11 protein-coding genes are annotated in these 21,021 nt (G+C 50.9%); 1 reads left to right on the top strand and 10 read right to left on the bottom strand.

The annotated features are described in order from the left end of the window. Positions 1 to 11: 11 nt before the first annotated feature. The 6 genes from BZG84_RS02080 to BZG84_RS02055 form a co-directional block, all read right to left on the bottom strand. Positions 12 to 617 carry an OmpA family protein gene (locus BZG84_RS02080; protein ID WP_077479891.1) on the bottom strand — a complete coding sequence of 202 codons (606 nt, stop codon included), beginning with the start codon at positions 615 to 617 and terminating at the stop codon, positions 12 to 14. After that, positions 614 to 2,002 (bottom strand): TolC family outer membrane protein, encoded by a 1,389-nt coding sequence (locus tag BZG84_RS02075; protein ID WP_077479890.1) that lies wholly within the window; start codon positions 2,000 to 2,002, stop codon positions 614 to 616. The genes BZG84_RS02080 and BZG84_RS02075 overlap by 4 nt, the downstream gene beginning before the upstream one ends. 20 nt (positions 2,003 to 2,022) lie before the next feature. After that, a complete protein-coding gene (locus BZG84_RS02070; RefSeq protein WP_198536707.1) occupies positions 2,023 to 3,414 on the bottom strand; it encodes an HlyD family type I secretion periplasmic adaptor subunit in 1,392 nt (463 codons plus the stop codon). Further along, on the bottom strand, positions 3,414 to 5,579 hold the full coding sequence (locus BZG84_RS02065; RefSeq protein ID WP_077479889.1) for a type I secretion system permease/ATPase: 2,166 nt from the start codon (positions 5,577 to 5,579) through the stop codon (positions 3,414 to 3,416). The genes BZG84_RS02070 and BZG84_RS02065 overlap by 1 nt, the downstream gene beginning before the upstream one ends. A gap of 63 nt (positions 5,580 to 5,642) precedes the next feature. After that, entirely contained in the window at positions 5,643 to 12,683 is a 7,041-nt protein-coding gene (locus tag BZG84_RS02060) for an Ig-like domain-containing protein (protein WP_198536704.1), read from the bottom strand. A gap of 221 nt (positions 12,684 to 12,904) precedes the next feature. Then, entirely contained in the window at positions 12,905 to 13,801 is an 897-nt protein-coding gene (locus BZG84_RS02055) for a LysR family transcriptional regulator (protein WP_077480643.1), read from the bottom strand. Between the two features lie 102 nt (positions 13,802 to 13,903). On the opposite strand from BZG84_RS02055, the gene metE reads away from it, so the two are divergent. Beyond that, positions 13,904 to 16,177, top strand: a complete 2,274-nt coding sequence (metE, locus tag BZG84_RS02050) for a 5-methyltetrahydropteroyltriglutamate--homocysteine S-methyltransferase (protein ID WP_077480627.1) — start codon at positions 13,904 to 13,906, stop codon at positions 16,175 to 16,177. Between the two features lie 131 nt (positions 16,178 to 16,308). Here the strand turns inward: metE and rpsO are convergent, their stop codons facing one another. From rpsO to infB, 4 genes are all read right to left on the bottom strand, one after another. Next, positions 16,309 to 16,578, bottom strand: coding sequence for a 30S ribosomal protein S15 (gene rpsO, locus BZG84_RS02045; protein WP_069589916.1), 270 nt, complete (start codon positions 16,576 to 16,578; stop codon positions 16,309 to 16,311). A 253-nt stretch (positions 16,579 to 16,831) separates the two neighbouring features. Then, positions 16,832 to 17,809: a tRNA pseudouridine(55) synthase TruB gene (gene truB, locus BZG84_RS02040; protein ID WP_069589915.1), complete on the bottom strand. Its 978-nt coding sequence runs from the start codon at positions 17,807 to 17,809 to the stop codon at positions 16,832 to 16,834. A 3-nt stretch (positions 17,810 to 17,812) separates the two neighbouring features. Next, on the bottom strand, positions 17,813 to 18,205 hold the full coding sequence (gene rbfA / locus BZG84_RS02035) for a 30S ribosome-binding factor RbfA (protein ID WP_069589913.1): 393 nt from the start codon (positions 18,203 to 18,205) through the stop codon (positions 17,813 to 17,815). 87 nt (positions 18,206 to 18,292) lie between these two features. Continuing rightward, positions 18,293 to 21,010, bottom strand: a complete 2,718-nt coding sequence (infB, locus tag BZG84_RS02030) for a translation initiation factor IF-2 (RefSeq protein WP_077480629.1) — start codon at positions 21,008 to 21,010, stop codon at positions 18,293 to 18,295. Positions 21,011 to 21,021 lie beyond the last annotated feature (11 nt).

The raw sequence follows: 21,021 nt of genomic DNA, 5'->3' as shown, positions 1-21,021 counted from the left end.
TAGATCATTCTCTAAGGCGTCTGCTCTGAAGAATAAATTGTCCAGCGCATATGGGTTGAGCCATGCTCACCGGTAACATGAGCAATCACTCTTCGGTTCACTTCATTAGCGTAGTCGTTTTCTTGGTCAATCAACGGACGCGACTCACCATAGCCGATAGCCTCAATACGCGCAGCAGGAATCGCAAACTGTCGCGTCAATACGTCCGCAATGGCTTGAGCACGACGTTGTGAGAGTGCGAGGTTGTACTCTGCCGAACCCACTTTACTGGCATGCCCCTCAATCACCACCTGAGTATTCGGGTAGCGCTGCATAAAGTCAGCTAAGGTTTGGATATCGCCATATTGTGAGACATCCACATCAGCGGAATCCGTGTCAAAACGCACGTTTAACTCGAACGACTCACTGGTTTGCAATTGCTCAGGACAGCCGTTGTTATCAACCAAGGCGCCGTTTGGCGTTTGCTCGCATTGCTCACGGGCAGAAATCACACCATCGTAGTCGGCGTCGCTCAAATCTTGGCTTTGCGCAATGGTGGTTGGCATTGTATCCACCGCTTGCGGTGCACAGCCGGCAAGAAGCATGACGGCTAATCCCGCGATATAAAACTGTTTCATTGGCTGTCCTCCTGCTTCAGTGACGCAGTATTCCAAATAGCAGGGGTATCAACACGCAATGACGCTAAAAGACGACCGGTTGCATTTAAAATTCGGTATTGCGCGTAAAGCTCATCCGCCTCTTTGCTCAAGTATTCACGACGTGCCTCAAAAAGCTCGTTCTGAGAGTCCAATACATCCAGCAACGTTCGTGCATTTAGGCGAAACTCCTCACGGTAAGCATCGCGGGTATCGGTGGCCGCCTCAACATGTTGACGCATAAAGTCACGTTGCTGCTCAAGGTACGTACGCGCGTTCCAAGCAAGGGTTGCCCCTTCAATCACATCCCGATGCGTCATTTCATTAATCTCTCGCGCTTCAATGGTTTGATACGCCGTTTGCCGTTCACGCGCTCGATCCGCCCCCCCATTAAACAGGTTATAGCGCATGCGTAACATCGCTTGGACGTTATTGTTCTCTGGGCCCACGTCAGGCGGGCCCGCCCCATCTTCCCCACCGACGTTTTCGTTCCAATTTGCCGCCACTTCGACATTTAAAGTCGGCAAATACGCAGCGCGCGAACCATCTCGCGCGGCATTGGCCGCCGCAATATCGGATTGCGCAGCATGAATACGTGGATGCTGTTCGAGGGCAATATCCAGCATGGCTTCAAGCGTACGCGGCAGCAACTCAGCATCAGGCATCGGCAGACGCAATGCTTCTGGAGACTCGCCAACCATTTTGGTAAAGCGACTTTGTGCATCAGCAAGATTGTTACGAGCTGACATCAGGTTTGCATTGGCTCTCGCTAAACGCCCAGTAACTTGAGAGAGGTCACTGGCTTTAGCAAATCCGCCCGCATTGCTCTCCGCAATAGCATCATAGATTTCTTGGTGGTTTTGTAAGTTCTTCTCTGCCAAGGTCACCACTTGCTCTGCAACCAACACATCAAGGTAAACGCGAGAGACCTCTAAGGCTTTATCCTCGGCAGTAGCGACCATTGCCCACTGCTCCGCCGTCGCTTCGTTTTGGGTGCGATCGACTTCGTTTTGGGTACGAAAACCGTCAAATAGCATTTGCTGAAGAGAGACACCCAGCTCACGACGCGTTAGGTCCACTTCATCATCGGTGGTGGTATCACGCCGTGTCGCGGGAGAGTCGGTACGCTCCCAACCGATCCCCGCCGTCGCATCGAGCTTGGGATAATAACCGGCTTTCGCTTGATCAATGGCTTGCTCACTGGCTTTATAGCGGGCAAACGCTTGGCGGATCTGAGGGTGTGATTCGAGCGACTGGGCGACCGCTTGCTCCAGTGTCTGTGATAAAACAGCAGGCGAACTTAGCCCTAACATCAAGGCTATGGCAGTCACACGCTTTTTAAATACCACGTGTGGTAAGTGCAGCATGTTGTTTCTCCTATTTTTAATTAGCGCTCGCGGAGCGCATTTTCTTTTGCTCGCAGTATCGGGTTAAGTAAGTACTCAATCACCGTCCGCTTGCCGGTTATAATATCCACTGACGTTAACATGCCTGGTATGATGGGCATTGGGGTCCCATCTTTCTTAGTGAGATGGGAAGAATCCGTGCGTATTCTCACTAAGTAAAAACTGTTGCCTTCTTCATCTTGCGTTGTGTCGGCGCTAATGTGCTCGACAGTCCCGTCCAATCCGCCGTAACGGGTAAAATCATAGGCTGTGACTTTCACGACAGCAGGTAAGCCGGGATGCAAAAAGGCGATATCTTTTGGCAAGATTTTCACCTCAACCAGTAATTGGTCTTCGGTAGGGACAATTTCAATCACGTCTTCACCGGGTTGCACCACACCACCGAGGGTATTGATATGCACCGTCTTTACCGTGCCGTTCACCGGTGAGGTAATCACCGCTTTATCCACTTTGTCTTGCGCACCAACGGTCGCTTCCGTCAACCGAGACAGCCGTGCTTCCATTTCGCTCAGCTTGCCACGTGTTTCGCTGATAAACTGAAGTGCTGCTTCTCGTCGTTTTAGTATTGCCTCATCCAACGCTGCTTTGATTTTAGGTCGGGACAGCTTCAGGTTTGTTAACTCACCTTCCATATCATTGATCTGTCGCTGGAGTTTGAGAAGTTCCACTTCTGAGACAATGCGCTTTTCGACCAGTGGACGTGTGATATTGATCTCACGTTGCATAATCGTCATGCTATTGTTAAGCGTTTTGATCTTCGAGGCGACTTCTTGAAGCTCTTGGCCTTTTTGGACAATCTGGCGTGCCTGTATCTCTAACTGGTTACTCAAGCTATCTAATCGGCTGCGATATTCAGACTTTTGGCGAGCCACCAAATTGGGTTTTCGGCTGGTGAGGGTATCGGGGAAAGTGATCGTTCTGGGTTCAATCACAATTTGCTGTTGCCAAGGCTGGCTAGCGGGCAATAGCGATACGCTATCGAGCTCGTGATACATCCGAGTCACCGCCGCACGAAGGCTATCCACTTCTTGCTCTTGTTGAGCAAGATCAGAGCGGAATCGGGTATCATCAATCCGCGCCAACGGCATGCCCTTCTCGACGAGCTGGCCTTCATCAACGAACATGGCCTGAAGGATCCCTCCATCCAAGCTTTGAATCAGCTGAACATGAGACGACGGGATCACTTTACCACTGCCACGAGTAACGCGATCCAGCTCAGCAAAAGACGCCCAAACGATAAAACTCGCGACCAACAGGAGTGCTCCCCATACCACCGCGCGATAACGCAATGGTGCATCTGTCATCATCGCCCCATAGACATCATCGATCATATCTAGATCGGTATGACGGTCTTTTTTAATTAACCGCTTGATCATGATGCATTTCCTTTATTGAGCTTACTGAGCACCTGATCTCTGGGTCCATCCATGACCACGCGCCCTTTATCCATCACAATCACACGCTTAGCCAGTTTGAGCAGCGCCATATTATGCGTCACCATGATCAGTGTTCGCCCACGCGCCGCCACCTGCATGGCTTTAATGAACTGGTTTTCAGCATGGGCATCTAGGCTTGCAGTCGGCTCATCCATAATCAACATCGGTGGCTCATTGAGCAGCGCTCTTGCTAAGGAGACCGCTTGGCGTTGACCTCGGGACAGCCGCTCGCCTCGCTCACCGACTTGTTTGTCTAGCCCTTCATGATCTTGGGCGGTAAATAGGCTCACACCAGAAAGCTGCACGGCACGCATCAATTGGTGCTCAGTCACTTGCCGCGTACCAAACATTATGTTTTCACGGATAGTGCCATGAAACAGGGCCACATCCTGTGCGAGATACCCGACGTTTCGACGCAGATCAGCGGGGTGTATTTGCCGGCTATCAACGCCATCAAAGCGTAAGCTCCCTTGCTGCGGCTGAAATAGGCCAGCTAATAGTTTGAGTAAGGTTGTTTTCCCTGAGCCGTTTTTACCCAAAATAGCAATGACTTCCCCAGGCTGAACACGGAAGTTTAATGGATAGAGCGCTGGACGCTCTGATTCGGGGTAATTAAACGCCAAGTTGTCAGCACTGATCTCACCTTTTAAGCGTTTGCGACTAACGAGATGGCCTTTTTCTGCAAACTCATCTTCTTGCTCCATCATGGCATTAAGCTGACGAAGCGAGGAACTGGTTTGATTCCAGCGACTGAGCAGGCTCGCCATCTGTGCCATCGGCGACACGGCGCGGCTTGAAAGCATCACCGCGGCAATAATTCCGCCCATGGAAATATCACCATCAGCAACACGATACACCCCTAAAATCACCACCGCGATAGCCATCATTTGGGTCACAAATGTCGCGGTATAGGAGATGCTGTTGGTGATTTGCTTAACTTTAAAGTTCCAGTTGGCCGTGTGTGCAGTCATTTGTTGCCAGCTACGCTGCACAATACCTTCAGCAACATTGGACTTGATCCCCTCTAGCGCCGAGAGGCTCTCAATTAAATGTCCGTGTCGCTCTGATGCATACTTGTTGCTCTCTTCGATGGCCGCTTTTAGTTTGGGCTGAACCGAAATGGTGTAAGCCAATATGATAAAGCCTGCAAGCACCGGCACTATCGCTAAATCCCCTGCAACGAGATAAATCACCGTAATAAAAAATACCGCAAAGGGAAGATCGACAAGCGTGGTTATCGTGGCTGAGGTCAACATATCTCGCACAGCATCAAACTCACCGAGCTGTTTTGCGGTTGCTCCCACACTGGCTCCTCGATTGACCAAAGGGGTTCCCATCAGCCGCGCAAATAAACGAGATGACACAATGATATCGACTTTTTTCCCCGCAACATCAATCATGTAAGAGCGAAGTTTTCGCATTAAAAAGTCAAAACAATACGCTAGCGTCGCACCGCTTGCGAGCACCCACAGAGACTCAAACGCAAGGTTAGGAACCACTTTGTCATAGACATTCATGACAAATAAAGGAGAGACAAGCGCAAAAAGGTTTACCAAGATGGAGGCTAGTAACGCATCTCGATAGATAGGTGCCGCGTCTTTTACCGTCTGCCAAAACCAGTGGATCTTGGTGTCGTGCAAATGCAGATCCACAGACTGATCACCGCGATACTGACGTTTAATCAGAAAACAGTAACCAACGTACATGGCCTCAAGCGCCTCAAGCGCAATGGTCTCTTCGCCTGAATTTTCAGGCAGTTGAATAAGTGCCGTGCCCGCATCACTATCTATTTCACGCAATACACAGGCTTTTTGGTCAGAGAGCAACAGGACACAGGGCAACAATAGAGCGCCGACATTATCCAGATTACGTCGAGACAACCGAGCAGCCAGACCCGCTCGACCCGCGGCTTGTGGAAACATGTCTGGGGTAAGCAAGGCATTGGTCATCGGTAAGCCTGCGACTAACGCATCACCAGAGCAAGGGGTGCCATAGTGCTCAGTCAATAACACTAAGCAATCAAGCAAAGGATCGTCTGTGGGTTGCTCACCGGGCGCAATTCGCCATTGTGCAGTTTGACTATTGTTAGAAGGGTCAGTCACTTACGTCTCTCTTTTGACCGAAAATGAGCAGGCAGCGACATGATAGCCGCTGCCTGGTAGGGATTACCAGTCGGTATCGATCCGAATATCATCCAGTGCATCATGATTTGACGTTACTGAGATTGAACCATCGCTATGCTTATCGATCGTTAATGCCCCTCTTTCGCCATCAATCAGCGTGTTGATCACGACCGTTCCTCCTTCCATTTTGACATTGCTCAGCTCAATGGTCTGATCAGCATCTTGCCTGTTGTGATAATCGAACTTCAACGTTACATCGACTTTACCGTCATTGTCGTTATCATCACTGACCGTAACACTAAAACGACTGAACTCGCCGTTAACAGAATCACCTTTGAACAAGTCATTCAGGTTTAAGGTATCTTCTGCCGAGAAGTCACTGACCGTGTCGGTATATTCATGACCATTTTGTGAGTTCACATCGGCCATCGACCAAGAGAAAGTATCCGCGCCATCAGAGCCGGTCAGCATATCGCTGCCACGACCACCGATTAGGACATCGTCACCTTCACCACCACGGATATCATCATTGCCACCTCCTGCATCAATGACATGATTATCCGTCACCCGCCAGTCAGAGACAAACTCTGACATCCGATGATTCTCAGGTCCACCAATAGTAAAACTTTCGTCGTTAATGACGACTTTTTCAGACCCACTTAAACCGACATTCAGTGCTAACCAGCCACTGTCTGCACTCTGCAACATATCAATTTGATCGACACCATTACCGGTTTCTATCGAATGATTTTGGGGCTCAGGCACGTTTGCTGGCTGAACAGAAAATTCACCCGTTGCCGAATCACCATCGCCATCCGTAACCTGGTATGAGAAGTCGATATCGGCATCACCTTCTGGCGTTTGTACGACTTGATATTGATAGAACTCCCATTTACCTGTCGCAGGGGTCAACTGAACTTCAAAGACCAATGCTCCGTTTTCATCAGTAGCGATGAGGCGATTATTGCCATCAAAACGGGTTGTAATAGCTAACCCTTCAGCGGTGCGCAATCCATCCTCAACACCTGTGAGCTTGAGCGAGCCGAGTCCATCGGCGCCAGCATGGTATTGCAATGTGCCATCAGCAATAGCAATCGCTTGTTGATCAGATGCGCCTGTGAAAGTTATTGACTTGACGGTTAGGTCACTATTATCTGGGCCATTTCGGTTTCCATTGTCAGTGGCCTCAATAGTAATTTGGTCAAAGCCACCTTCCTGAATATCAAAGTTCTTCGCATAGTCACCACTGGCTTCATCGGAGGTGAATGCCTTTTCAGCAATAAGCTGCCCATCACGATAGAAGCGCACAATGCCTGACTCGAGCTCTCCGCCATACATTTTTGAGAACTCAATTTGAGCGCCGTAAGCCACTTTGCCATTTAATGAGAAAATGAGCTGCTCAGACACACCTTGGCCTGTTTCCGTGATGCGATATTCGATCTCATTGGACAACGGATGACCGTGTTCGTCAGGATTACTTGGCCATGGCCAAGGAGTAGGCGAAGACCCGCTATCAACACCGATACCATCAGACGATAGATTCACCTTATCGTATTCAAGTTGTGTGTTGTAATCATTCGCAAACCCGAGCGCGGTCACCGTAACATCACCAAAGGTGACACTATCTCCCGAACTTTGCCCAGTAAACGAGACTTTGCCAGTAAGTACATCTGGGATGTCTTGCAACTCGACAGGAATAGCCTCTGCCGCTGTCGTTTCAGGGCTATCATCCTCAATAGTGACACTCAACGGCTTACTCAAGCCCGTATGGTTGTCATCACTCACAACAACATTGATAGGAAGCGCGAGTGTATCTTCTGTCTCTGGGTCTGAATGATCGAGCGATCCATGCAACTCAACGTCATAAGTCCATACTTCGTTTCCGGGAGTAGGCTCATTGAGCGCAATAGAAACAACAGGGTTTGTGGTGCTCGTATACCCGATTAAGCGATTTGTAGATGCATCCCATGTCCAAGCTACCGCTTCACCGTTAGAGGTCAAACCGCTGCCGCCGGCAAGTGCGACGGTCACATTACCCACGCCTCCCGTCACAGCGAACTCGCCCGACACCGATGTGCTATTGGTCGTATCGGAACCCGTTGGAGAACTGTCGGCGTTCCCACCTTCCAGCCCCTCTTCGGACACGTTGACACCCGAGCCAATGGTAATCACAGGCGCGAAACTTTTCACAACTGAATCATCGAACCATTGACCACCGTTTACATTCGTGGCGACGTTACCATCTTGGTCGATAAATGATGCAAACGCGTCAATGCCGCCATCTTGCAGATTACTGACATCAATACCACTGATGGTAAACAGGCCATTCTGTCCAGAAAGAGTAAGCGCATTTGCGTCAAGCTCTCCACTGATGACGTTAATACGTGGACCGTTATTATCCCAGACCAGTTGCAGTTCAACATCTGGATCATTGCCTGAACTATCTCGCAAGACAATCGTACTGCTTCCAGCCGTTACCCCTTCACCAAAATCGATTGTTATTTCAGCCGTCTCTGAATTTGTGATCACATCATCATTGTCGTTAGCTGTGCTGTCCGTGATGACAATATTAGGTAAACGTATATCACTAGGATCTTCGCCATCTTCACCACCATACTGAGTATCGACGGTCGCGTTGTCGCTGCCTTCCTTCGACACGTTGCCGTAGCGGTCGGTCTGCGTCGCATCCACTTTGATGCTCTCGCCCTCGGCCACGGTTTCTGTCCAGGTGATGGTGCCATTCTCGTACGTGTATTCTGTGCCAGCCGCATCGACCAGCTTGCCTTCGTCGTTCAGGCTCAACGTCACTGTGCTCTCAACGCCACCATTGCTGATGGTCAGGTTCACTGAACCGCCTTTCGCAAGCTCTTCACCGTTCACCGATACGCTCACCTGAACGTTGTCGTTACCCAGCTCGTCTTTGTTGATCACGCCATCGTCGTTCGCGTCATCCACGATGCTCACTGCTGGCGCGTACTCACCGTCATTGATGAACACCGTATCGACGGTCGCGTTGTCGCTGCCTGGTTCTGATGTATTGCCGTCCTGATCTTCCAGCTCTGCAGTCACAGTGAAGGTTTCACCTTCCCCTGGCGCATCGAACGAGGTTGCTACGCGGCCGTTGTCGATGTCGGCCTCGGCCAACACGATCTCGTTGGTCGTGGTGCCATCGCTGACACGGATGGTGTCGCCCACAGAGGCCCCAAGAGGCAGACCGACAATCACATCAACGTCACCATTCAGCTCATTAGCAGTGATAACGCCATCATCGTTAGCGTCTTCACTAATAGTCACTGTTGGCGTAAAGAGTTCATCAATATGTTTTTCATCACCATCAATATTGATTGTCTCAAAATCACGCAGCTCGATACGATCTCCGGTATCACTGTTTTCGACGATGAGATAACCATTGCTGTCTTTACTAAAAGACAAATGATCAACACGAGTATTGAACACAGCTTTATCAGTACCCGCCCCACCATCAATCACCAATTGATCGTTCGCATCATCGGTAATGATATTGACCGTATCGTTACCTTCACCGGTTAGGACATAATCATCTCCTGCTTCGGTATTTGCATTCGCCCAACTACCGTGCCAGTAATGCACTGCATCCGACGGTTCACTTTGATTACCGGCAGCATCACTTTGTACTGCCTCTAGACGAACATTTTCGTTAATGCCAATACTGGCAATGTCCTCTAGAGCAACAGTCCACGAACCGTCTGTATCCACGGTTGCCTGGACAAGAGGCGTTCCACTCTCGCCTTCGAAATAAATCGAAATGGTTGCTCCAGGTTCACCCGTACCGTGCATAGTGACGTCGCTGTAATCACTACCCGCTGAGTCATCAGTAATATTGGTGATGATTGGAGGGTTGGGGGCAACAATATCAACCTCGTAGTCGCCATCTTTATTCTCACCACTCGGACTTGTCGTCGCCGTGAACGGGTTGCCCGCCTTATCGGTGCCAGTCACACTCGCAACAATCGCGCTGTCTGCATCCGATACCAACGCACTCCCCGGGACATTGATGCTATAAGTACCATCATCTTTGACGATACCTGTGTATGTTGTCACATCATCTCCGGCGGCTTGCAGCGTCAATGTCACCGTATCACCCGGTTTCGCATCGCCGCCTACAGCGCCAGTCACTGTCACGTCGCCAGAGGCTTCTTGCTCGTTAACAACGTCATCATCCGCTATCGTATCAATTGTGATCGTCGCTGAAGCTGATGTATCAATTGTGACCTGTAGCCCATCGGATATGTCACTATTACCTGCACTGTCCGTCACCTGCACCGTAAAGTTATACGCACCCGCAGAGAGCAACTTCTGAGGCGTAAACATCCAGTTATCGTTTGAATCTTTTCCAGCAAAGCCCAGTGACGTGCTGCCGAGGAACACTTCCACTCTCACAGCATCACTGTCGATATTGCCCAGTGCGAACGTCGGCGTCGTATCGTTGGTCAGGTTGTCTGTGGCGCTGTCGCCGCTGTCGCTCGACGCAACCAGATCGATGGTCGGTTTGGAGACATTGGTGTCTTTCGCAACCGTGTCGGCTGCGGTCTCTACGTTGCCATCTTGGTCGGTGAACGTCGCGTCCACAGTCAAGGTGCCATCTTTCAGGCTGCTCACGTCCACGTTTTCAAGCGTGAAGTTGCCATCGCTGTCCACGCTGACGTTTGACCACTCAAGCTTATTGCCTGCACTGTCGGTCAGTACCAGATCCACAGTCGCTGCGTCGGTTTCACCGATGTTGCCGCTGATGTTCGCGGTTTCGTCGCCCGTGATTTCATCATCACCGTCGTCAGCTGTGCTGTCGGTGATGAGCACGCTTGGTGCCGTGATGGTATCGCCATCATCGTCGCCGTCTTCGCCGTAAGTGGTATCTTTCGCAACCGTGTCGTCTGCGGTCTCTACGTTGCCATCTTGGTCAGTGAACGTCGCGTTCGCCGTTACGGTGCCATTCGACAGGCCGCTGACGTCCACACCTGTGATGGTGTAGTTGCCGTCTGCATCTGCCTCGATCGTGCTGCCGTCATACGTCAGCGTGCCATCCGCATTCAAGGTAACGTCTAACGTCACTGTCGCGTCGTTATCTGCATCGCTATCGCTGATGACCACTTGCGCTGAGCCTGAGCTCACGCCCTCGCCGAAGTTCACCATGATGGTCGCGGTTTCGTCGCCCGTGATTTCATCATCACCGTCGTCAGCTGTGCTGTCGGTGATGAGCACGCTTGGTGCCGTGATGGTATCGCCATCATCGTCGCCGTCTTCGCCGTACTCGGTGTCTTTCCCGACCGTGTCTGTCTTCTCGGCCTGGTTACCGTCCACGTCGGTGCTGACCGCGGTCACGGTCAACTCGCCATCCGCCAGGTCGCTCACGTCTACGCCGGTCACGGTGTAGTTGCCGTTTGCGTCCACAGTGACATCGCCCACATTGATGGTGATGCTGTTGGTGCCGTCGCTGATGACCAAGCTGTCTAGGCTCGCGCCACCTTCGCCTATGGTGCCACTGATGGTCGCGGTTTCGTCGCCCGTGATTTCATCATCATTGTCGTCAGCTGTGCTGTCCGTGATGCTCACACTTGCCGGCGTGATGCCATCGCCATCATCGTCGCCGTCTTCGCCGTACTCGGTGTCCAGCGTAACTACATCCGTCACGCTGCCCTGGTTTCCGGCTTCATCGGTCACCGTCATGGTCACCGTCAGCTCGCCATCGGCCAGGCTGCTCACGTCTTGGCCTATGACGGTCACGTTGCCATCACCATCCACGCTGATGTCGTTCGCATCCACGGTGATGTCGGCCGTGTTGGCGTCGCCGTCGCTGATCACGATGCTGTCTATCGCCGCACCGTCTTCCACCGTGCCGCTGAAGGTCACGGAGGTTTGTTCGCTCTCGTTGATCAGGTCATCGGCATCGTCGAACGCGATGCTGTTGCTGCTATCGCCACCTTCGCCTGGGGCCGCCGTATCAACCGTATGCTCTGATGAGCCAGTGCTTTCTACCGTATTGCCCGCGTCATCTGTCGAGCTCACAATCACCTCGAACTCGGTATCCGCCGCCAGGTCGCTGCCCGCCACATCCACTGTCCAGTTGCCACTACCATCCACGGTGGTGCTGTACTCGGTACCATTGATGGTCATGGTCACCACATCGCCTTCGCTGATGTCGCCACCTGTCGCCGTACCGGTCACCGTTATGGGCCCGCCTGCTTCTCGCGCGTTGATCACGTCATCGCTGGTGATGTTATCTACGCTTACTATGCCGGCGTCTGCGCTGGTATCAATTGTTGCACTATCACTGCCCGGTGCGGAGGTGTTACCGGAGGTATCGGTAATGGTGGCGTCTACGGTGAGGGGTTCACCGTCTGCGGGAGTATCAGGGAGGGTCACGACGACAGAGCCGTCGGTAATATTGTCGTCTGTCAGGGTGAAGGCTTGTCCATTCACCGTTAACACATCGCCCGGATTAGCGTTAGTGCCCGTTAGATCGATAGATACACGAATACCGTCGCCAATTTCTTGGCTGCTAATCACACCATCATTGTTTGCGTCATTGAGGATGGTCACACCTGGCGCGTTGGGTGCCGTTGCATCAACGAAGCGTCCAAAGCCGTCTTCTTGGTTAGTGCCAATCGCGCCTGCGTTGTTAGCAATCGAGTCAGAGTCAAATCCAGAGCTTGCGATGGTCTCGCTTCCATCACGCGCAATGTTCACATAGCTCCACGAGCCACTTCCGGTCGCGTCTTGCCCCGCAGCCGTCGCCTGATCTTCTTGAATGGTGATCTCGCCTTCACCGTCAAGGATTTGCTGCTGAATGTCTGCGATTTCGTCTTGGACGTCTTGTGGTAATGCGTCAAAAAGAGAGTCCGACGATTCACTCTGCGGTTCAATCATAAGCTGTGTCCCGTCACTCAAGGTGATAACAGTATCACTGCTATCCGGCAAGCCAAGCTGGGTTCCCGACGGGAGCGTAGCCCCTTCGCTGAGTGTGGTCAGTTCACCATTGACTAAAACACGGCCACTGCCTTGAATTGTGTCGATTGTAACGTTGCGAGAGAGCGAGATTGATTTCATAGTACGAGACTCTTTAACCGATAAAAGTGTGAGACGCATTCAAAATATCTATTACCTCAGATTATCTAAGTATATAGACATAGATAAAAGCGATTTTAACCAGAAATGTGCGACCCATACGGCTCAAAAATGAGACAAATAGGCAAGGGAGAACATGTCTTATGAGATCGAGCGAATGTGTCGCTAGAACAGTATGATAATCGACCTTGTATAAAGCTTACTTACTCGCAATGTTCTAGCGATATATCACGCGCCTTGACGATAAAATCATCAATGTAATCATCCCGTTTTTCTTCTCGCATCCCAAGATGAATGGCCTTGTGAATACCTTGTTCGCCCATACGAAGAATATGAAGGTTGAGTCGCTGCTGGTATTCTTGTGCCAGCCATTTGGGCAAAGCCGCAATCCCTCGCCCTGCGGCAACCATTTGCAGCATGATATCTGTGGTTTCAATCGTTTTGTGTTTGCGTGGGGCACAGTGCGCCGGCGCCAAGAACTGGGTAAAGACATCTAAACGCGATTGATCGACTGGGTAGGTGATCAGGACGTCTTGCGTCACTTGATGGGGCTCAACGTAGTCAAACGCTGCCAGAGCACTTTGGCGATGAGTAACCAGCACGAGTTCATAATCGAATACGGATACGTACTCTATACCTGGCTTGAGCAAAGGATCGGGCGTGACGAGTACATCAATCTCATGGCCAAATAATGCGCCCAAACCACCAAATTGGAACTTTTGTTTAACGTCAACATCCACATCCGGCCATTGATGCAAGAAAGGCTCAACCACCTTAAGCAACCACTGATAACAAGGATGACACTCCATACCAATGCGCAGTGTGCCACGCTGGCCTTGTGCAAATTGTTTAAGTTGCTGTTCAGCGTGTTCGAACTGAGGAAGCATACGCTCAGACAGTGTAAGCAAGTACTCACCTGCTTGCGTAAAATGAAGCTGTCGCCCCGACTTTTGCCACAAGCGAATCCCGAGCTGGCTTTCCAGTTTTTTCATTGCGTGGCTGATCGCGGATTGAGTGAGGTATAGCCTCTCTGCGGCTGCGGTAAGCGACCCTTGCTCTTTGATGGCACGCAGAATATGAAGGTGGTGACGTTCTAACATGTCTTTTCCATGACCAAAATTCATTGATTGATGAAATAATGCCATTTTAGTTCATAACGAGAAAGCCCTATGCTGATTTCAATCGAAAAGGAGGACGTATAGATGGCTAAAACTCATAATCTCGGCTTTCCACGTATCGGCGCACAGCGTGAACTTAAATTTGCACTCGAGCGTTACTGGCGTGGCGAATCATCACAACAAGACTTAACCGATCTTGCGAAAGATCTGCGCCGCAGTCACTGGCAACAACAAAGTGAACTCGACATCGCTCCCGTTGGCGACTTTTCATTTTATGATCATGTACTCGACACCAGCTTTTTAGTCGGCAATGTGCCTGAACGTGTTGCCTCGCACCAAGACAACGACCTTGACAACTACTTCCGCGTCGCTCGCGGTCGCTCAGCAAACGATAGTGCTTGCCAGTGCGTGCACGCCGGTGAGATGACTAAGTGGTTTGACACTAACTATCACTACATCGTGCCAGAATTTACCGCGCAAACAACGTTTAGTCTTCATGCTGAAAATCTATTGACGCAAATAGAAGAAGCCAAACAAGCTGGTGTTCAGGCCAAACCGGTTTTAGTCGGTCCCGTCACGTATCTGTGGCTAGGTAAGGAAAAAGATGCCTCTAACAAGCTAGATCTGCTCGATAAGCTCTTACCCGTATATCAAACCTTACTGAGCAAACTGGCAGAAAAAGGCATTGAGTGGGTCCAAATCGATGAGCCGATCTTGGTCACGGAGCTCGCGCCTGAATGGCAGACGGCGCTAAAAACCGCGTATCGTGCATTAAGCCAAACTAAGGTCAAGTTATTGCTGGCGAGCTACTTCGGCGAGCAAGCTGAAAATCGTCCATTAGCGCAATCGTTGCCCGTTGACGGCTGGCACTTGGATGCTATTCGTGGCCGAAGGGATGTGGATGCATACCGTGAAGCGCTTAGCGATCAACACGTTCTGTCTCTGGGTGTGATTAATGGTCGTAATGTTTGGAAAACTAACCTTGATGCTACGTTAGAGTGGCTCGAACCGATTCATCAATCTTTGGGGGATCGCCTCTGGCTCGCACCCTCTTGCTCTTTGCTGCACGTGCCAGTCGATTTGGCGAGCGAACAAAAGCTCGATCCTGAAGTAAAAAACTGGCTTGCCTTTGCCCATCAAAAACTCGAGGAGCTGGATGTACTCGCTCGCGCCCTTAATCACGGCCGTCAGACCGTTCAGTCAGCGCTGGACAATAATCGTGAAGCAATCGAAAGCCGTCAGCAATCACCGCGCGTACACAACCCTAAGGTGCAAGCCGCATTGGCAGCAATCACACCGCAGTTAGGAACACGGCAACGTCCATTTGCCGAACGTATTCGCGTGCAACACGAGCAGCTTAAACTGCCGCGCTTCCCGACCACCACCATAGGGTCATTTCCACAAACCAGTGCCATTCGCCAAACACGCTTGCAATACAAGAAGGGCGACATTGATGCCGCCACTTATCAAGACATTATGCGCAAAGAGATCGCCCATGCGGTGGAAAAGCAAGAAGCGTTAGGGCTCGATGTCTTGGTTCACGGTGAAGCTGAACGTAACGATATGGTGGAGTACTTTGGCGAACAGCTGGATGGGTATGTATTCAGTCAGTTTGGCTGGGTACAATCGTATGGTTCTCGCTGTGTGAAGCCGCCGATTTTATTTGGGGATATTGAGCGCCCGAAAGCAATGACAGTGGAGTGGACCCAGTACGCTCAGTCTCTGACTGATAAGCCGCTGAAAGGCATGCTCACTGGACCGGTCACCATTCTTAATTGGTCATTTGTGCGTGATGATCAGCCACGATCTCAGACCTGTAACCAACTGGCACTGGCGATCCGCCAAGAGGTGCAAGATCTTGAGAAAGCCGGCACTAAAATCATTCAAATAGATGAAGCGGCACTCCGTGAAGGCTTACCTCTGCGCCGCAGTGAGTGGCAACACTACCTCGATTGGGCCATCAACGCGTTTAAAATTGCCGCCAATGGCGTGAGTGACGAGACGCAAATCCATACCCATATGTGTTATTCCGAGTTTAACGATATCATCGCATCGATTGCTGACATGGACGCCGACGTGATCACCATTGAAACCTCACGCTCGGATATGGAACTGTTGGATGCATTTGATCATTTTGACTATCCCAATGATATTGGTCCTGGTGTGTATGACATTCACTCGCCAAACATTCCCAGTCAGGCACAAATCATTGCGTTAATGAAAAAGGCTGCCGCCCGTATTCCGGAAGAAAGGTTGTGGGTAAACCCAGATTGCGGCCTAAAAACCCGCCAATGGGATGAGGTGATCCCGGCATTAGAAAATATGGTTGCAGCGGCGAAAGCGCTTCGTCAGGAATAACGCGTCAGCAGCGTGCCGCTCCCCGCATTGACTGAACCCTATAACGACAAAACGCGCCACGGATAAAACTCCGATGGCGCGTTTTTTATCGCAAAAGAAAAGGGAGCCTGAGCTCCCTTTTCTCCAGAATCTTAGCGACGGATGCCTAGACGCTTGATAACGTCCAAGTAGCGGTCAACATTGTTCTTTTTCAGGTAGTCCAGCAGCTTACGACGACGTGAAACCATGCGTAGCAGGCCACGACGGCTGTGGTGGTCACCTTTGTGCTCAGCGAAGTGCGATTGCAGATCGTTGATAGATGCAGTCAACAGGGCGATTTGAACTTCTGGTGAACCAGTATCGTTCTCAGTTTTACCAAAATCAGCAACGATTTTAGCTTTTGCTTCTGCAGTCAGAGACATAATGCTCTCCTAATAAGAGTGTGTGATTATCATGCACTAGCCAATCTCTGATTCAGCCAGTGCCCGAAGGCGCGAATTCTACCCGTTTTAGCTGGGTATCGCAATGTTATTGCCGACTATCACGCCAATTTCTTACTGTCGCTACCTTACCGCTTGAAAATGCGACAAGTTTATTCGCAGCACGCCCGTAAACGCTCACGCCAGCTGTACTTGGAAAGCGCATGTCTTAGCTAAGCGTGCCGCCAACGTGTAGCTAGGCGTTGTCACTGCTCGCGGTTTGCGGCTCAGGTTGACGGCTCGCGACCAAACGGCGCGGCGCAACCAGACCATCAGCATCAATCTCACCCACACCGATAAACTGACGCTCATCGCCAGCCGTTAAACGCACATATCCTTCGGTCGGAGCGTTAGGCACTTGCACCGCTTGACCTTGTAGCGCATAACTTGCCACGACGGGCAGCAGGTTAATCTCGCGCAGATCTTGTACCGCCGTATCAAGTGGCAATAGCAAAGGATCGAGCAGTTGTTTTGGCTGGATCTCTTGCTCACGCGCTTGGTTAAGCAGGCTTTCAAGCTGCTCTAAGGTCACCATGTTTCGTGCTGGATAGCCTGATACACCAATACGACGCAGCGCCGTGACATGTGCACCACAGCCGAGCATTTCACCTAAATCGTCAACAATGGTCCGGATGTAGGTGCCTTTTGAACAATGCACTTCCATCTCGATTTCATGACCTTCAAAACGCAGCAGCTCAATCTGATAGACCTTAATGGTGCGCGCTTCACGTGGTACTTCAATGCCTTGGCGCGCGTATTCATACAAAGGTTTCCCTTGGTATTTCAACGCCGAAAACATCGATGGGATCTGCTGGGTTTCCCCGCGGAATTTTGCAATACAACGCTCAAGCAAACCTAGGTTTACTTTGACGTCACGGGTTTCTACCACTTCACCATCTGCATCTGAAGTATTGGTACGCTCACCCAGCTTGGCGACCACTCGATAACGTTTATCGGAGTCGAGCAGAAACTGAGAGAACTTGGTTGCCTCACCCAAACAGATCGGCAGCATCCCAGTTGCAAGTGGATCCAGTGCTCCCGTGTGGCCAGCCTTCTCCGCAAAGAAGATACGTTTTACTTTTTGTAAAGCATCATTGGACGTCATGCCGGTTGGTTTATCGAGTAGGATAATCCCATCCACCGGACGACCTCGACGACGTTGACGACGCGCCATCAGTTACTCCTCACCTTTTTCATCATCACCGCGACGTTCATCGTCATCGCGTACTGCCTTGCTGACCAAGTTCGAGATACGCATCCCTTCAGTCAGTGACTCGTCAAACACGAAGGTCAGCTCAGGGGTCACACGCAAACGAATCGCTTTGCCAACCAATGAACGGATGTAGCCACTGGCTTCGTTCAGCGCCTTTAGGCTCTCGGTAGGGGCTTGCTCATCGACGGTTAAAAAGGTCACGAAGACTTTGGCATACGCCAGATCACGTGAAATTTGCACATCGGATACGGTGACCATTCCGATGCGAGGGTCTTTGATTTCGCGTTGTAGGATCAGTGCAATCTCTTTTTGCAGCTGATGCGCAACGCGATCAGTACGGCTAAAATCTTTACCCATAATCTTTTCTCTCAACAAAATGGGGGTAAGCGCATGCGCCTCCCCCCACGGTGTATCCAAACAACCTCGTTGTATTGTCGCGTTCAATTAGTCAATTGAACGTTGAATCTCAACGGTTTCATAAACTTCGATTTGGTCACCAACGCGAACATCATTGTAGTTCTTCACGCCAATACCACATTCGTAGCCTTTCTTCACTTCGTTCACATCATCTTTGAAGCGGCGTAGTGATTCCAACTCACCTTCGTAGATAACCACGTTTTCACGTAGGACACGAATTGGGTTGTTACGCTTAATCACACCTTCAGATACCTGACAACCAGCAATGGCGCCCAGTTTTGGTGATTTGAAGACATCGCGCACTTCTGCCAAACCGATGATTTCTTGTTTGAATTCAGGCGCAAGCATACCGCTCATCGCTTGTTTCACTTCATCAATCATGGTGTAGATGACAGAGTAGTAACGCAGATCCAAGCTTTCCGCTTCAATGGTCTTACGCGCAGCGGCATCCGCACGCACGTTAAAGCCACAGATAATGGCGTTAGACGCGGCCGCAAGTACTGCGTCAGTTTCAGTGATACCACCAACACCAGAACCCACAACTTTCACTTTTACTTCGTCAGTTGAGAGCTTAACCAGTGCATCGTTGATCGCTTCCACTGAGCCTTGTACGTCAGCTTTAAGTACGATGTTCAGCTCAGCCACTTCACCTTCTTCCATGTTCGAGAACATGTTTTCCAGTTTGGCTTTTTGCTGACGCGCCAGCTTAACGTCACGGAACTTGCCTTGACGATACAGCGCCACTTCACGCGCTTTCTTCTCGTCACGTACCACCGTGGCTTCATCACCCGCAGCAGGCACGCCAGATAGGCCCAGAATTTCCACAGGAATCGAAGGTCCCGCTTCTTCTACTTCTTGGCCATTCTCATCGCGCATCGCTCGGACACGGCCATATTCCAGACCACACAGAACGATATCGCCTTTTTTGAGCGTACCTTCTTGAACCAATACGGTAGCAACTGGACCACGACCTTTGTCGAGGCGAGACTCCACCACAACGCCACGCGCCATACCATCTTTAACCGCTTTCAGTTCAAGAACTTCTGATTGCAGCAAGATAGCTTCTAGTAGCGCATCGATGTTTTGGCCTTGTTTCGCAGACACGTGAACAAACATGTTCTCACCACCCCAGTCTTCTGGGATCACGTCATGCTGTGCCAGTTCGTTCTTCACGTTGTCAGGGTTAGCACCCTCTTTATCCATCTTGTTCACCGCCACGATAAGAGGCACACCGGCCGCTTTTGCGTGTTGGATCGCTTCGATGGTTTGTGGCATTACGCCGTCGTCGGCAGCAACCACCAAGACAACGATATCCGTTGCACCAGCACCACGTGCACGCATCGCGGTAAACGCGGCGTGTCCTGGGGTATCCAGGAATGTGATCATGCCATTGTCGGTTTGTACGTGGTACGCACCAATGTGCTGGGTAATACCGCCCGCTTCGCCCGTGGCAACGTGTGCCTTACGGATGTAGTCAAGCAGCGAGGTTTTACCATGGTCAACGTGACCCATGATGGTAACGACTGGCGCACGTGGCGCAACGGGTGCATTGTTGTCACGATCAGACAGTACCGCTTCTTCCAGCTCGTTTTCTTTACGCAAGATAACCTTGTGACCCATTTCCTCTGCAACAAGCTGTGCAGTCTCTTGGTCAATCACTTGGTTAATGGTCGCCATCGCGCCCATTTTCATCATGGTTTTAACGACTTCAGCGCCTTTTACCGCCATTTTGTTGGCCAACTCGGCAACGGTGATGGTTTCACCGATTTCAACTTCACGGTTTACTTTTTGCGCTGGCTTTTTAAAGCCGTGTTGCATCGAGGTTGGCTTAGCCATGCGGCCTTTGCCTTTCCCACCTTTGCCACGACGGCCACGAGGTGATTTATCCTCAGCTTGAGTCGCTTTTTTCTTTTTCTTACGACGCGGTGCAGCACTTTCTTCGCGACGATCCGCTTCGTCTTCCGCTTCGCGGGCATACTGAGAGGTAACTGTATGGTGATCAGCTGCCTCCATGGTGGTTAGCGCTTGATCTTGTTCAGACCAGCGTTCTTGGTTTGCTTCTGCCATTTTGCGTGCCTCTTCTAACTGCCGCTGACTTTCTTCTTCAGCTTTACGCTTGGCTTCCTCTTCCTGGCGACGCTTAAGTTCATCAGCTTCTTTCTTCGCTTGCGCATCGGCAGCACGAGCCGCAGCAGTCTCCGCTGCGTCCTCTTCGGACTGCTCGTTTTGTGGTTGCGCTTGCGGTTTGGCTTCACGCTTAGCTTTCTCTTCGGCTTCGCGTTTGGCTTTCTCTTCAGCTTCGCGTTTGGCTTTTTCTTCAGCTTCACGCTTGGCTTTCGCTTCTGCTTCACGCTTCGCTTGCTCTTCAGCTTCTTGGCGCGCTTTCTCTTCGGCTTCACGTTTGGCACGTTCTTCCGCTTCTTGCGCAACCTTTTGCTCTTCAAGCTCGCTACGTTTCACATAGGTGCGTTTCTTACGCACCTCAACTTGGACATCTTTGTTCTTTCCGCCAGCTCCTGAGACGCTCAGCGTGCTGCGTTTTTTGCGCTGTAGCGTCAGACGCGTCGGAGCATTGCCGTTGTCGCCGTGCTCACGTTTGAGATGCGCCAACAAGGCTTGTTTTTCATCTTGGCTTACCTGATCGTCAGCTGACTTTTGCATACCAGCTTCTTTAAACTGCTTCAGCAGACGATCGACTGGCGTATCAATTTCCTTCGCCAGTGTATGTACTGTAACCTCTGACATTCTGCTCCTCC

It is taken from the genome of Salinivibrio sp. PR932 (assembly GCF_001996125.1).
Classification (GTDB): Bacteria; Pseudomonadota; Gammaproteobacteria; order Enterobacterales; family Vibrionaceae; genus Salinivibrio; species Salinivibrio proteolyticus.
Note: the sequence above shows the minus strand (reverse complement) of the source record. Positions and strands in the feature narration are given on the sequence as shown.